The sequence below is a fragment of the Pseudomonas sp. B1(2018) genome, assembly GCF_003097365.1.
In the GTDB taxonomy this organism is placed as follows: Bacteria; Pseudomonadota; Gammaproteobacteria; order Pseudomonadales; family Pseudomonadaceae; genus Aquipseudomonas; species Aquipseudomonas laurylsulfatiphila.
In genome coordinates this window covers 190,216-202,859 of sequence record NZ_PYUK01000010.1, presented here as the reverse complement: position 1 = coordinate 202,859, position 12,644 = coordinate 190,216, and the positions used below count along the sequence as shown (strand labels likewise).

The 12,644-nt window shown below is 61.8% G+C and carries 13 protein-coding genes; 5 read left to right on the top strand and 8 right to left on the bottom strand.

Annotated elements, in window-relative coordinates:
• Nucleotides 1-273: 273 nt before the first annotated feature.
• Nucleotides 274-2,484 (top strand): TonB-dependent siderophore receptor, encoded by a 2,211-nt coding sequence (locus C9422_RS17715; RefSeq protein WP_116581561.1) that lies wholly within the window; start codon nucleotides 274-276, stop codon nucleotides 2,482-2,484.
• A gap of 173 nt (nucleotides 2,485-2,657) precedes the next feature.
• Nucleotides 2,658-4,193 (top strand): FAD-dependent oxidoreductase, encoded by a 1,536-nt coding sequence (locus C9422_RS17710; RefSeq protein ID WP_116581560.1) that lies wholly within the window; start codon nucleotides 2,658-2,660, stop codon nucleotides 4,191-4,193.
• Nucleotides 4,194-4,315: 122 nt separating this feature from the next.
• Here the strand turns inward: C9422_RS17710 and hemB are convergent, their stop codons facing one another.
• Both hemB and C9422_RS17700 read right to left on the bottom strand, forming a co-directional pair.
• Nucleotides 4,316-5,290: a porphobilinogen synthase gene (gene hemB / locus C9422_RS17705; protein WP_116581559.1), complete on the bottom strand. Its 975-nt coding sequence runs from the start codon at nucleotides 5,288-5,290 to the stop codon at nucleotides 4,316-4,318.
• Between the two features lie 147 nt (nucleotides 5,291-5,437).
• A complete protein-coding gene (locus C9422_RS17700) occupies nucleotides 5,438-6,148 on the bottom strand; it encodes a glutathione S-transferase family protein (RefSeq protein WP_116581558.1) in 711 nt (236 codons plus the stop codon).
• 370 nt (nucleotides 6,149-6,518) lie between these two features.
• Between C9422_RS17700 and C9422_RS17695 the strand changes: the two genes are divergently transcribed.
• On the top strand, nucleotides 6,519-7,190 hold the full coding sequence (locus tag C9422_RS17695) for a histidine phosphatase family protein (RefSeq protein WP_116581557.1): 672 nt from the start codon (nucleotides 6,519-6,521) through the stop codon (nucleotides 7,188-7,190).
• Between the two features lie 138 nt (nucleotides 7,191-7,328).
• Here the strand turns inward: C9422_RS17695 and mnmH are convergent, their stop codons facing one another.
• The 5 genes from mnmH to C9422_RS17670 form a co-directional block, all read right to left on the bottom strand.
• Nucleotides 7,329-8,432, bottom strand: coding sequence for a tRNA 2-selenouridine(34) synthase MnmH (gene mnmH / locus C9422_RS17690; RefSeq protein WP_116581556.1), 1,104 nt, complete (start codon nucleotides 8,430-8,432; stop codon nucleotides 7,329-7,331).
• Nucleotides 8,432-9,466: a selenide, water dikinase SelD gene (gene selD / locus C9422_RS17685; protein WP_116581555.1), complete on the bottom strand. Its 1,035-nt coding sequence runs from the start codon at nucleotides 9,464-9,466 to the stop codon at nucleotides 8,432-8,434. The genes mnmH and selD overlap by 1 nt, the downstream gene beginning before the upstream one ends.
• Before the next feature lie 201 nt (nucleotides 9,467-9,667).
• Nucleotides 9,668-10,624: a zinc-binding alcohol dehydrogenase family protein gene (locus tag C9422_RS17680; RefSeq protein ID WP_116581554.1), complete on the bottom strand. Its 957-nt coding sequence runs from the start codon at nucleotides 10,622-10,624 to the stop codon at nucleotides 9,668-9,670.
• A gap of 27 nt (nucleotides 10,625-10,651) precedes the next feature.
• A complete protein-coding gene (locus C9422_RS17675; protein WP_007971979.1) occupies nucleotides 10,652-10,825 on the bottom strand; it encodes a DUF1427 family protein in 174 nt (57 codons plus the stop codon).
• Between the two features lie 105 nt (nucleotides 10,826-10,930).
• Nucleotides 10,931-11,710 carry a helix-turn-helix transcriptional regulator gene (locus C9422_RS17670; protein WP_116581553.1) on the bottom strand — a complete coding sequence of 260 codons (780 nt, stop codon included), beginning with the start codon at nucleotides 11,708-11,710 and terminating at the stop codon, nucleotides 10,931-10,933.
• Nucleotides 11,711-11,856: 146 nt separating this feature from the next.
• On the opposite strand from C9422_RS17670, the gene C9422_RS17665 reads away from it, so the two are divergent.
• Nucleotides 11,857-12,084 carry a DUF6555 family protein gene (locus C9422_RS17665; protein ID WP_102701839.1) on the top strand — a complete coding sequence of 76 codons (228 nt, stop codon included), beginning with the start codon at nucleotides 11,857-11,859 and terminating at the stop codon, nucleotides 12,082-12,084.
• Between the two features lie 33 nt (nucleotides 12,085-12,117).
• A complete protein-coding gene (locus C9422_RS17660) occupies nucleotides 12,118-12,396 on the top strand; it encodes a hypothetical protein (protein WP_116581552.1) in 279 nt (92 codons plus the stop codon).
• A gap of 32 nt (nucleotides 12,397-12,428) precedes the next feature.
• Here the strand turns inward: C9422_RS17660 and C9422_RS17655 are convergent, their stop codons facing one another.
• Nucleotides 12,429-12,593 carry a metallothionein gene (locus C9422_RS17655; protein WP_015094211.1) on the bottom strand — a complete coding sequence of 55 codons (165 nt, stop codon included), beginning with the start codon at nucleotides 12,591-12,593 and terminating at the stop codon, nucleotides 12,429-12,431.
• Between the last annotated feature and the right edge of the window lie 51 nt (nucleotides 12,594-12,644).

The window sequence follows — 12,644 nt, the reverse complement described above, 5'->3', positions numbered from 1 at the left end:
TCTAGTCCTTGGGTCCGGCTTAACCATACGAGCAATGGCAGGGCAGCGGCTATGACCCTTGTCCACCACGTGCCTTTATTAGTCACTGAAACGGCCCTGAAGCTCCGCTATCCGAAATCTGCATTTGCAGAAAATGCCTGTGTGCCTTGCAGAAAACGCATTGCACAACGTTACTGAGAACAACTACCATTTGCATCAGGAGTCGCATTTGCGCATGGAGTTCCCGCGCCGCCCCTTTTTTTCAATCGGCCGCGCGCCGCCCAGGAACCCATCATGACCACTCCAGCACGACTGCGCGTACCTTTTCGCCCGACGCTACTGGCCCTGTTTTGCTCCTTGTCCCTGACGGCCCATGCCGCAACGCCCGAAACAACCGAGGCCCAGGGAACACCGCTGGTACTGGGCGACGTCAATGTCAACGCCCAGGCCCCGGCACCGTCCGACCTGCCCCCGGTTTACGCCGGTGGTCAGGTCGCACGCGGCGCTCAACTGGGTATCCTGGGCAACCAGGACATCATGGACGTTCCGTTCACCATGACGTCCTACACCGAAGCGTTGATCCGCGACCAGCAGGCCGAAACCGTCGGCGACGTGCTGCTCAACGATGCCTCGGTGCGTCAGGCTTCCGGTTTTTCCAACCAGGCCCAGACCTTCATGATTCGCGGCCTGCCCCTGAACGGCGATGATATTTCATTCAACGGCCTGTACGGCATCCTGCCACGGCAGATCATTTCCACCGATGCCCTGGAGCGCGTGGAAGTGTTCAAGGGGCCGAACGCCTTCATCAACGGTGTCACCCCGACCGGTTCCGGCATCGGTGGCGGCGTCAACCTGCAACCCAAGCGCGCCAGTGACGTGCCGCTGCGACGGTTCACCACGGACATCAGCGACGACGGGCGCATCGGCGAACACCTGGACATCGGTCAGCGCTTTGGCGAGGACAACCGCTTCGGTGCCCGCCTGAACCTGTCCCAACGTGAAGGCGACACCGCCATCGACGACGAGAACCAGCGCTCCAAACTGTTCGCCCTGGGCCTCGACTACCGCGGCGATGCGCTACGCCTGTCCGGCGATTTCGTCTATTCGAAGGAACGCATCAACGGCGGCCGCAGCTCGGTCAACCTTGGCGACGCCACGCACATCCCGGATGCCCCCTCCGCCGACACCAACTACGCGCAAAAGTGGGGCTTCAGCGAGATCGAGGACACCTTCGGCATGCTGCGCGCCGAATACGACCTGAACGACAGCTGGACCGCCTATGCCGCCGGCGGTGCCAAGCACACCCGTGAAGTCGGCAACTACGACTCCACCACCCTGGTGGGCAACGATGGCAGCTCGGTGACCAGCGGTTCGTTCATTCCCCACGAAGAAGACAACACCAGTGCCATGGCCGGCCTCAATGGCCGTTTTGCCACGGGTCCGGTGACCCATAAACTGAACTTCGGCCTGGCCGGGATCTGGACCCAACAGCGCAACGCCTTCGATTTCGATCTGACCCAATACCCGAACAACATCTACCACCCGATTGACGTTCCGGCGCCGGCGGGCGGCTTCTCCGGCGGTGACCTGGGCGATCCGGGCATCACCGGAAAAACCTTCATGCGCAGCGCCGCCGTGTCCGATACCCTGGGCTTTATCGATGATCGCCTGCTGGTCACCCTGGGCGTACGCCGTCAACAGCTGGTCGTTCAAGGCTACGACTACGACACGCAAAACCGCACGTCCAACTACGACAAGTCGATCACCACGCCGGTGTACGGCATCGTGTTCAAGCCGTGGGACCACGTGTCGTTCTACGCCAACCGTATCGAGGGCCTGGCCCAGGGGCCGACGGCTCCGACGACCTCCGGCTCCAGGGTCGTGGTCAACGGCAATGAAGTGTTTGCACCGTCGCGCTCCAAACAGGTTGAAGCCGGGGTCAAAGTCGACATGGGCACCTATGGTGCGACCCTCGGTGTGTACCGCATCGAACAACCGGCTGACGGCTACACCCAAGTCATCGACGACACCACCGCCGTGTTCGTTCATGACGGTGAACAGATCAACAAGGGCGTGGAACTCAATGTCTTCGGCGAACCCATCGACGGCCTGCGCCTGCTCAGCGGCGTGACCGTGATGGACACCGAACTGAAGAACACCCAGGACGGCCTCAACGATGGCAACCGGGCCATCGGCGTGCCGAGCTTCCAGTTCAATGCCAGTGTCGATTGGGACGTGCCGGGCCTGCCGGGCGTAGCCCTGAACGGACGCATGTTGCGTACCGGCGGCCAATACGCCGACGCGGCGAACAACCTCAGCCTGCCGGCCTGGAACCGCTTCGATGCCGGCGCCCGCTACGCGTTCAGGGTCCAGGAGAAAGACGTGACCGTACGCCTGGGCGTGGAAAACGTCGCCAACAAGAGCTACTGGGAATCGGCCCAGGGGGGTTACCTGACCCAGGGCGAACCGCGCACGGCGAAGTTGTCGGGGACTATCGACTTCTGATTGAGGGCAGCCCAACCCTATACCTGTAGGAGCGAGCTTGCTCGCGATGGACGTTAACGATAACGCGTACTCTCAGGATTAACGCGGCGCTCTTTCGTTCATCGCGAGCAGGCTCGCTCCTACAGGGGGCCGGGTCGTCCATACTTGTTCTACCCAGCGAGGAGGATGAGTTCATGCACAGAAGCGATGTGTTGATCATCGGCGCCGGCCCGACCGGGCTGGTCCTGGCGTTGTGGCTGAGCAAACTGGGCGTGCGCGTGCGGATTGTCGACAAAGCCTCGGCCCCTGGCACCACGTCCCGGGCGCTGGCTGTCCAGGCGCGGACGCTGGAACTGTATCGACAACTCGGGCTGGCCGACGCGGTTGTGCAATACGGCCATCGGGTGGCGGCCGCCAATTTCTGGGTCAAGGGTGAACCCGTGGCGCACCTGCCACTGACCCAGGTCGGCGCGGGACTGACACCCTACGCGTTCCTGGAAATTTTCCCGCAGGACGAGCACGAACGGCTGTTGATCGAGCGCCTGCAAGCCTTCGGCATCTCGGTGGAACGCAACACCGAACTGGCCAGCTTCGAGCAAACCGCCGACGGCATCACCGCCACGCTGAATCTGCCCGACGGCCAGCAGGAAATCTGTCAGGCCTGTTTCCTCGCCGGGTGCGACGGCGCCCGGTCGATTGTGCGCAAGACCCTGGATACCGGGTTTCCCGGCGGTACTTACCAGCAGATTTTCTACGTCGCCGACGTACAGGGCCGCGGCCCGACATTCAACGGTGAACTGCACGTGGACCTCGACGAGGCGGACTTCCTTGCCGTGTTCCCACTGGCGGGCAGTGGCCGCGCGCGCTTGATCGGCACCGTACGCGACGAACGTGCCGACCACGCCGAGACCCTGTGCTTCGAAGACGTCAGCAGCCGGGCCATCGAGCACATGAAGGTGCAGATCGAGCAACTGAATTGGTTCTCGACCTACCGCGTGCATCACCGGGTGGCGGATCACTTTCGCAATGGCCGGGCGTTTCTGCTCGGCGATGCGGCCCACGTGCACAGCCCGGCGGGCGGCCAGGGCATGAACACCGGGATTGGCGATGCCATCAACCTGGCCTGGAAACTGGCGGCCGTGCTGAGCGGCGCTGCCGAGGCCAGGCTGCTCGACACCTATGAAACCGAGCGCATCGCCTTCGCCCGCAAACTGGTGGCGACCACTGATCGGGTCTTCACCTTCGTTACCGCCGACGGGCCGATGGCCGATTTGCTGCGTACGCGCCTGGCGCCGTTCCTGATCCCGAAAATCACCTCGTTCGAAACCTCCCGCCAGTTCCTGTTTCGCACGGTGTCGCAGATCACCCTGAATTATCGGGGCATGCCATTGAGCACAGGCGTTGCCGGGCACGTGCATGGCGGTGATCGCCTGCCCTGGGCCCATGACGGTGAGGGGGACAACTTTGAGTCACTCAAATGCATTTCCTGGCAGGTGCATGTCTATGGCGACACCAGCGACGAAATGATCGCCTGGTGCCACGAGCACCATCTGCCGTTGCATGTGTTCGACTGGCGACCGGCGTTCGAAGCGGCGGGCCTGGGGCGCAACGGCTTTTATCTGTTGCGGCCCGATACCTATGTAGCGATTGCCGAGACGTGCGCGGACCCGAAAGTGATCGAACGATATTTCCGTGATCACGGGATCCGCGCGTTTTTTGGCACGCCCTGAGACCACCACATCCCCCTGTGGGAGCGGGCTTGCCCGCGATGGCGGCGGCACATCCAGCATCTATATGTCTGACATACCGCTATCGCGGGCAAGCCCGCTCCCACAGGGTTATGCGTTGTTTTTCAGATCCCCGCCAACGCCAGATCCATCGCAAAGTAGGTAAAAATCAGGTCTGCCCCGGCGCGCTTGATCGCCCCCAGGCTCTCGCGCACCACGCGGTCTTCATCGATAGCCCCGGCCTGGGCGGCAAACTTGATCATCGCGTATTCACCGCTCACCTGATACGCCGACAGCGGCAGGCGCGAGGCTTCGCGGATGTCGCGGATGATGTCCAGGTAGGCACCGGCCGGCTTGACCATCAGCGCATCGGCGCCTTCCTGTTCGTCGAGCAAGGACTCGCGCACCGCTTCGCGGCGGTTCATCGGGTTCATCTGGTAGCTTTTGCGGTCGCCCTTGAGCGCACTGCCGCCCGCCTCGCGGAACGGACCATAGAGCGCCGAGGCGAACTTGGTCGAATAGGCCATGATCGCCGTCTGGGTAAACCCGGCGTCATCGAGGGCCCGGCGGATCGCCTGGACCTGCCCGTCCATGGCCGCCGACGGGGCGATCACATCGGCACCGGCTCGGGCCGCCGCGACGGCTTGCCGGCCGAGGTTGATCAGGGTCTGGTCGTTGTCGACCTCATGGTTGTGCAGCACGCCGCAATGGCCGTGGTCGGTGTATTCGCAAAAACAGGTGTCGGACATCACGATCATCTCCGGCACCGCGTCCTTGGCGATGCGCGACATGCGCGAGACCAGGCCGTCGTCGCGCCAGGTGTCGCTGCCGCTGCTGTCCAGATGATGGGACACACCGAAAGTCATCACCGACCTGATCCCGGCGCGGGCGTAGCGCTCGATCTCACCGGCCAGCTTCGACTCGGGAATACGCATCACGCCGGGCATGCTTTTGATCGGCACGAAGTCGTCGATTTCTTCTTCGACGAAAATCGGCAGTACCAGGTCGTTCAGGCTGAACTCGGTCTCCTGGAACAGGCTGCGCAGGCTCGCATTGCGGCGCAGACGGCGTGGGCGTGCTTCGGGGAACTGGCTGGACATGGGGATTCCTGGATATCAGAGGACAGAATGTGGGAGCGGGCTTGCTCGCGAAGGCGGAGTGTCAGACGGCATTGATATTGACTGACCCACCGCTTTCGCGAGCAAGTCGGACCGCCGCACCGCCGCTCCCACAGGTTTTGCGGTGTATCAGCTGGCGACGGGGTTTGGAATTTGCAACCCGCGCACCACCGCCGGCCGTGCCAGAAAGCGCTCCAGCACCCGTGTGACGTTGGGGAAGTTCTGAATGCCCACCAGATCGCCGGCTTCATAGAAACCGATCAGGTTGCGCACCCACGGGAAGGTGGCGATGTCGGCGATGGTGTAGCGCTCGCCCATGATCCAGTCGCGCCCTTCGAGCCGGCCGTCGAGCACCTTGAGCAGGCGTTTGCTCTCCTCGACATAGCGATCACGGGGACGCTTGTCTTCGTAGTCCTTGCCGGCGAATTTGTTGAAGAAGCCGAGCTGGCCGAACATCGGGCCAATGCCGCCCATCTGGAACATCAGCCATTGAATCGTTTCGTAGCGCGCGGCCGATTCCTGGGCCAGCAGTTGCCCGCTCTTGTCGGCCAGGTAGATCAGGATCGCTCCCGACTCGAACAGCGCCAGCGGCTTGTCGTCCGGGCCGTGGGGGTCGAGGATCGCCGGGATTTTGTTGTTGGGGTTCAACGACAGGAATTCCGGGGACATCTGGTCATTGGTGTCGAAACCTACCCGGTGAGGCTCATACGGCAGGCCGATCTCCTCGAGCATGATCGAAACCTTGACGCCGTTGGGGGTCGGCAAGGAGTACAGCTGAATCCACTCCGGGTATTGGGCAGGCCATTTGCGGGTGATGGGGAATGCGGACAAATCGGTCATGGGCAGGATCCACGAAGACAGTGAGAGTGACGATCATAATGGAGATATCGGCTCAGCGATCCCCTGGAGCCATCAATCTCGCTGATAGAGGAGATCAAGAGAGATCACGACGGTTTCACCACCATCTGATATAGCCTGTCCATAAATCCGCAACATCCTGTCGATAACCTTCAGTGCAATCCGCTAAAGGTTACCGGTACATTGCTGCGCTCTTGGCCGGAATCGAACCAAACGGAATCAGGGGACTCTGAGCACCACCCCCCTTTGAAAACGGACCGGCTTCAACGACATGGAACACACCCGACGCTGGAAAGTCGTGGTGTAAAGGTTTGTCAGCCTTAACCAAATTGCGCTGAAGAACCTTTTATTCATGAATCTGTTCAACTTTACCAAACGCTTTAAACATCGCGCCTACGTGCTGTTGCCCGTCTTGCTGGCGGTCAGCGCGGTGTTCCTGTTGCTGGAATCCGGCCTGAGTCGCGCCCAACCGATGGACGGCACCCAGACGCTGGTGTTCCTGCGCCACGGCGAAAAACCCGACGGCGGCCTCGGCCAGCTCAATTGCCAGGGCCTGAACCGCGCCATCGACCTGTCCACGTTGCTGCCGGAAAAGTTCGGCAAGGCCGACTACGTGTTTGCGGCGAACCCGACCCGTAACGTCGAGGAAGGCGAGTTCGACAATTCCTACAGCTACATCCGTCCCCTGATGACCATCAGCCCCAGCGCCATCAAGCTGGGCCTGCCGGTGAACATCAATTTCTCCGCCAATGACACCAGCGAACTGGCCGATGAACTGCTTCACGACAAGTATCACAACTCGGTCATCTACACCGCCTGGTCGCACGGCTACCTGCCGGAGCTGATCAACAAGGTGGCCGGCGACGCCACCGGCAAGAAAACGACCATCACCGAAGACTGGGAATCCAGCGACTACGATTCGCTGTATGTACTCACCCTGACCTGGCACAACGGCAAGGCCAGTTTGCAGAGCCATGTGTACAAGCAAGGTCTGGATAATGGTGCTGAAACCTGCCCGACCTGAGGTTGTGCATTGCTTGATCGGGCCTCATCGCGAGCAAGCTCGCTCCCACATTGGATTTGCAGTGTGATCACTAAGGCATGAGCACCACTGAACCCTGTGGGAGCGAGCTTGCTCGCGATGGGGCCAGTAAAAATGACATCACTTTCGTTGATTCACCCGCTCGCGCAAATACTCGAGAACCGCCCCCCGCTCTCCGGCAAACTCGATCCGCGCATCTTTCTTCTCCCGCTGGAACGCGTACATCGGATCGTAATACTCGCTCAGCAACCCTTCGATCCAGCCCCGGTGCAGATCCACCGCACCACTGCGGGCCTGCTCCGCCAACGCCTCTTCCATCAAAACCAGCATGCGCCGATGACGTTCGCCGCCCAGGCGCTTCTGCACATTGTTCAGGCTCTCCAGCAACCGCTCGGAAAACAGTGCGAAGCCGTCATCGCCATGCACGTCGATGAATTCGGCGCACAGATCCACCACGTAATCGCGCAGGATCCGCTCGACCCGACCTTCCAGGCTGTCTTCCAGCCAGACCATCGGGAACTGCTGCATGCCCTGGTACAGCGGCAACGGCAACGCGCAACTGCCCACCGCACGGCTTTCGTCTTCCAATACGAACTGCTCGATACCCCGGCCGCGTTTTTTCAGCACATCCACGGCCAGGCGGTTTTCGAAGTCGATGTTCGAGGGCTGGCCGGTGGCGCGCTTGCCGAAACTGGAGCCGCGGTGGTTGGCATGACCTTCAAGGTCCACGCTGTTGCCCAGTTGCATGAGCACCTCGGTTTTGCCGGTACCGGTCATCCCGCCCAGCAGGACGAAATCGCACTGGGCAACCGCTTGATCGAGGGTGTCCAGCAGGAAGGTACGCATGGCCTTGTAGCCACCGCCCACCCGTGGATAGTCGATGCCGGCCTCGTCCTTGAGCCATTGCTGGACAATCTGCGAGCGCAGGCCGCCTCGAAAGCAATACAGCAGGCCGTCCGGATGCGCCCGGGCAAAATCGGCCCAGGCCTGGATGCGTTCGGCCTTGACCGCGCCCGATACCAGTTGATGCCCGAGCACGATGGCCGCCTGCTGGCCGTGCTGCTTGTAGCACGTGCCGACCCGCTGGCGTTCATGGTCATTCATCAACGGCAGGTTGATCACACCGGGAAACGCGCCCTTGTTGAATTCAACCGGCGCGCGCGCGTCCATCATGGGCCGGTCGTTGAGGAAGATGTCGCGGTAATCGGTGCAGTCGACGAACATCAAGACACCTCGACTGCGTTGCTCTGTCGCTCGACCAGTTCACCGATCGGTTCCAGGCTCAGGCCCAGTTCGGCGGCCACGGCAAGAAACTGCTCGTTGCCTTGCGGCGTTACGGCAATCAGCAGGCCGCCGCTGGTCTGCGGGTCGCAGAGCACACGTTTGTGCAGCTCCTGAAGGCGTCCGAGCTTGCTGGCGTAGCTGTCGAAATTGCGCAGCGTACCGCCCGGTACGCAGCCCTGTTCGAGGTAATACTCGACACCCGGCAGGCGTGGTACACGGTCATATTCAATGCACGCCGTGAGCTGGCTGCCGTCGGCCATTTCCACCAGGTGCCCGAGCAGGCCGAAACCGGTGACGTCGGTCATCGCGGTCACGTCATCGAGCTTGCCGAACCGGCTGCCGGGCTTGTTCAGGGTGCACATCCAGTCCCGGGCCAGGCCGATGTCGGCATGACGCAACTTGCCCTTTTTCTCGGCCGTCGTAAGGATGCCGATGCCCAGGGGCTTGGTGAGATAGAGCAGGCAACCGGCGGTGGCGGTGTCGTTGCGCTTCATGTGGCGCTTTTCCACCAGACCGGTGACGGCCAGGCCAAAGATCGGCTCGGGTGCGTCGATGGAGTGTCCGCCTGCCAGCGGGATGCCCGCTGCGTCACACACCGAACGCCCACCGCGAATCACTTCCCGGGCGATTTCCGGCGCCAGCACATTCACCGGCCAGCCCAGGATCGCAATCGCCATCAAGGGATCGCCGCCCATGGCGTAGATATCGCTGATGGCGTTGGTGGCGGCAATTCGGCCAAAATCGAAGGGATCGTCGACGATCGGCATGAAAAAGTCGGTGGTCGACACTACACCGCGTTCTTCATCGATGGCATACACCGCCGCGTCGTCACGCGAGGCGTTGCCGACCCAGAGTTTCGGGTCGAGATTCTGCGCCCCGCTGCCGGCCAGGATCACTTCCAGCACCTGGGGGGAAATTTTGCAACCGCATCCGGCGCCGTGACTGTATTGGGTCAGGCGAATCGGCTCGCTCATAGGGTCACCTCTTGGAGTCTAGGTAACTAATCCTACAGCAATCGCGCCTTTTTCTTTGCAGGAGATGCGCTGGTGGATACCGGCCCCCTGTGGGAGCGGGCTTGCTCCGGGCGGCGTTCCGACGAAGGCGTCGGCACTATCAACATCCATGTGACAGGAATACCGCTTTCGCGAGCAAGCCCGCTCCCACAGGAGGTTGGGTTATGGCAGCAGGATCACTTTGTCGCCGCTGCCCTGATTCACCTCGGCATAACGCTCCGGCCCTTCGGCCAATGGCGACTCGAACAAGCCCTGCGGCAGCGGCAACAGGTCCTGATCGAAGAACTTGCCGAACTGGTCGAGCATCGCTGCACACGCTTGCACCCCGTACAGCAACGAATTGATCCCCACGACCGAGCCACCCTTGCGATACAACGCCAGGGCTGGCAGTTGCACGTGACCGTCCACGGGCGCTGCGATGATCGCAATACGGCCGAACGCGGCCAGGGCCGGCACCGAGGCCGGCAGCCAGAATCCGGTGGTGTCGAAAATCACCTCGGCACCGCCGGCATAGACCGCGTTGACCTGGGCTGCGAAATCCTCGGGTTTATCCAGTTGCAGGGTTTGATAGCCCTGGTCCTGCAAGTCCTTGACCTGCTCCGGACGCCGCGCGGCCGCCAGTACCCGGGCTCCGCGCACCTTGGCCAAGGCCAGCGCGGCACTGCCGACCGCCCCGCCACCGATGACCAGCACACGGGTTTGGGCCGTCACCAGGCTGCGCTCCAGCGCATCCCACGCCGTGGTGTACGGCACACCGAGGCTGGCAGCCTGGGCAAAGCTCAGGTGCGTGGGTTTGAGCGCCACGCCATTGGCCGGCAGCTTGACGAACTGGGCATGGGAACCGTCGGCGAAAAAGCCCAGTTCGCGGCCCGTGCCCCAGACTTCCTGACCGATCAGCGCCTGCGGACCGGCCACGACCACCCCGGCAAAATCCCGACCGGGAATCCGCGGCAAGGTGGTGTAGGGAAAACGTCCCAGCACGTTCTTAACATCGCTGGGGTTGAGGCCTGCGGCCTTGATCTCGACCAGCACTTCATCGGCGCCGGGAACAGGCGTAGGTACCTCCACGTAGCGCAGGGCCGAGAGATCACCGGTTTTATCGAATTGCAGAGCTTTCATGGGCGTATCCATCGAGTCGAAAAGGGTTCAGGAGATCCAGCCAGCCACCAGCTCGCGGCCCATCGGCCAGAGCTTTTCGCCGGCAAGCATGCCGAGCAGGCCCACCAGCGCGATGGCCGGAGGTGCGGGGGAACGAAAATCCAGGGCGCCGTAGAGCAGACCGACACCCAGGCCGATAGCCAGTGACAGGAGGTAGTTCATGGCAGATTCCGCAGCAATTGAGGTATGCGCCGAGTCTAGAGGGCGACGCCTTTGAGCATCGGCCAAGTGCTTCTGAATGTCGGCCAAAGCCTGGCGTCGGCGAATTCAGTCCTGGCGTTGCGCCACAGGAAACTGCGAAGGGGCAACTCCCAGTTCACGCCGGAACATGTCACTGAAGCTGCTCGGCGAATAGCCCAGCTCCCGGGCAATCGTGCTGACCGCAACGCCCTGGATCAACCCGGCCGCCGCCGTCGCCAGTTGCACCTGACGCCGCCACTCGGCGAAGCCCATGCCCAGACCGTCCTTGAACAGTCGCGCCAGGGTGCGCACGCTGGCACCGGCGTTATCGGCATGGTGTTCGAAAGGAATAGCCAGTGAAGGCGAGGCCATGACCGCCTGGCACACATTCATCAATCGCCGGTCGGAATCGTCCGGCAGCGGGATTTTCAGCAGTGAGCGCCTGGCCCGCTTGAGTTCCAGCAGCGCCAGGCCCACCAGCGCGTCGTAGTACTCAGGCGCTGCGTCGTTACCCTGCTCCACCAGAGCGACGATCAGCTCGCGCAGCAAGCCGCCGACTTCGATGACTTGCACACTGTCATCCAGGGTCGCGGCCAGGGACGGTCGCAGGTAGATATTGCGCATTTGCAGGTCGGACACCACGCGAATCCCGTGGGGCACGCCCGGCGGCAGCCACACCGCCCGCTGCGGCGGCACCACCAGCGCCTCATGCGGCGTCTCGACCCACATCACCCCGCTCATCGCATACAGCAACTGGCCCCAGACGTGCTCATGAGGCTCGATGTACAACCCGCGCGGATAGGTGCGAGCCAGCGGTTGCACCGGCACATCGGTGTCACTCAGGTCAGGCGGTGCGGCGAGGGCCATGGTCTATGTTCATTGGGGTTCGGGAGGATTCCATGGTAACGGGGCGCCGAACTTGTCGCCAGCAACCACCGGCATCCGACAATCCGAATGAATTTTCCTGATGGCACGCGATCCTTTTATGTACAACAGGGAGGAACCGGGGCTTTATGAACAGTGCAAAATTATTCGTCATCGAGTACACACTCCATGGCACTCCGAAATCATTCATTATCCGCCTGGATAAAATGGATAACGCAGAAGCCTGGCATTGGGCGAGCTGTGACGCGGGGGTGGGGCGAATTCCTCGGTTTGGACGCGAGAAGGTACAAAAGACCAGCAAGCCGATGGCTGAAAAGTTCGGCGTGGAAAACGTCAAGTGGCGGCCGGCGAACTGATCACTGGCAACCGTCAGGTTCGGGGGAGGTGATATGAGTGCGACATCCGTCTACAGCCCTGCACAGCTGGACTACGGCCTGGACACGCCGTTCGGCCACATCACCAGAAGCGCCGAATGCCGGATCGGACTGGAAGCGGTTGAAAATGACCCGTTTTGCTTCGCCGTACGCGTCCCGGCGCCACTGCCGGAAGGTCTGGAGCAAGCCAGCACCCTGGTGCTGCGGGTCGAAGGGCGGCGCTTGCAGGGTACCGTTCGCCACAGCGAACGCCTGGAGGATGACAGCCTCAGGCTGGAAGTGGAGCCGGACTAGGCTCCACTTTTCATAGCTTGTCGCGAATGCCGTCAGCCATGGGAGCACTTGCAGCCTTTATGAGCGCACTCCTCGCCGTGCTCATGGTGCTTGGCGCAGGCTTCACAGCAGTAATGCTTGCCGTGACGGGCAATCGGATGTTCACCGAGTTTGCAGGAACATTTCGGACAATCGCAGATACTTTCACGGTCAATCATGGGTCTGACTCCTCTTGTGTGGTCGCCAGTGCTCATACGCACACCGTAAGT

Coding starts and splice junctions, on each gene's coding strand:
- C9422_RS17665 (WP_102701839.1), top strand. CDS start 11,857: ATGAACAGTGCAAAATTATTCGTCATCGAGTACACACTCCATGGCACT.
- C9422_RS17670 (WP_116581553.1), bottom strand. CDS start 11,710: ATGGCCCTCGCCGCACCGCCTGACCTGAGTGACACCGATGTGCCGGTG.
- C9422_RS17715 (WP_116581561.1), top strand. CDS start 274: ATGACCACTCCAGCACGACTGCGCGTACCTTTTCGCCCGACGCTACTG.
- hemB (WP_116581559.1), bottom strand. CDS start 5,290: ATGTCCAGCCAGTTCCCCGAAGCACGCCCACGCCGTCTGCGCCGCAAT.
- C9422_RS17675 (WP_007971979.1), bottom strand. CDS start 10,825: ATGAACTACCTCCTGTCACTGGCTATCGGCCTGGGTGTCGGTCTGCTC.
- C9422_RS17700 (WP_116581558.1), bottom strand. CDS start 6,148: ATGACCGATTTGTCCGCATTCCCCATCACCCGCAAATGGCCTGCCCAA.
- C9422_RS17710 (WP_116581560.1), top strand. CDS start 2,658: ATGCACAGAAGCGATGTGTTGATCATCGGCGCCGGCCCGACCGGGCTG.
- C9422_RS17695 (WP_116581557.1), top strand. CDS start 6,519: ATGAATCTGTTCAACTTTACCAAACGCTTTAAACATCGCGCCTACGTG.
- selD (WP_116581555.1), bottom strand. CDS start 9,466: ATGAGCGAGCCGATTCGCCTGACCCAATACAGTCACGGCGCCGGATGC.
- C9422_RS17655 (WP_015094211.1), bottom strand. CDS start 12,593: ATGATTGACCGTGAAAGTATCTGCGATTGTCCGAAATGTTCCTGCAAA.
- C9422_RS17660 (WP_116581552.1), top strand. CDS start 12,118: ATGAGTGCGACATCCGTCTACAGCCCTGCACAGCTGGACTACGGCCTG.
- mnmH (WP_116581556.1), bottom strand. CDS start 8,432: ATGTTCGTCGACTGCACCGATTACCGCGACATCTTCCTCAACGACCGG.
- C9422_RS17680 (WP_116581554.1), bottom strand. CDS start 10,624: ATGAAAGCTCTGCAATTCGATAAAACCGGTGATCTCTCGGCCCTGCGC.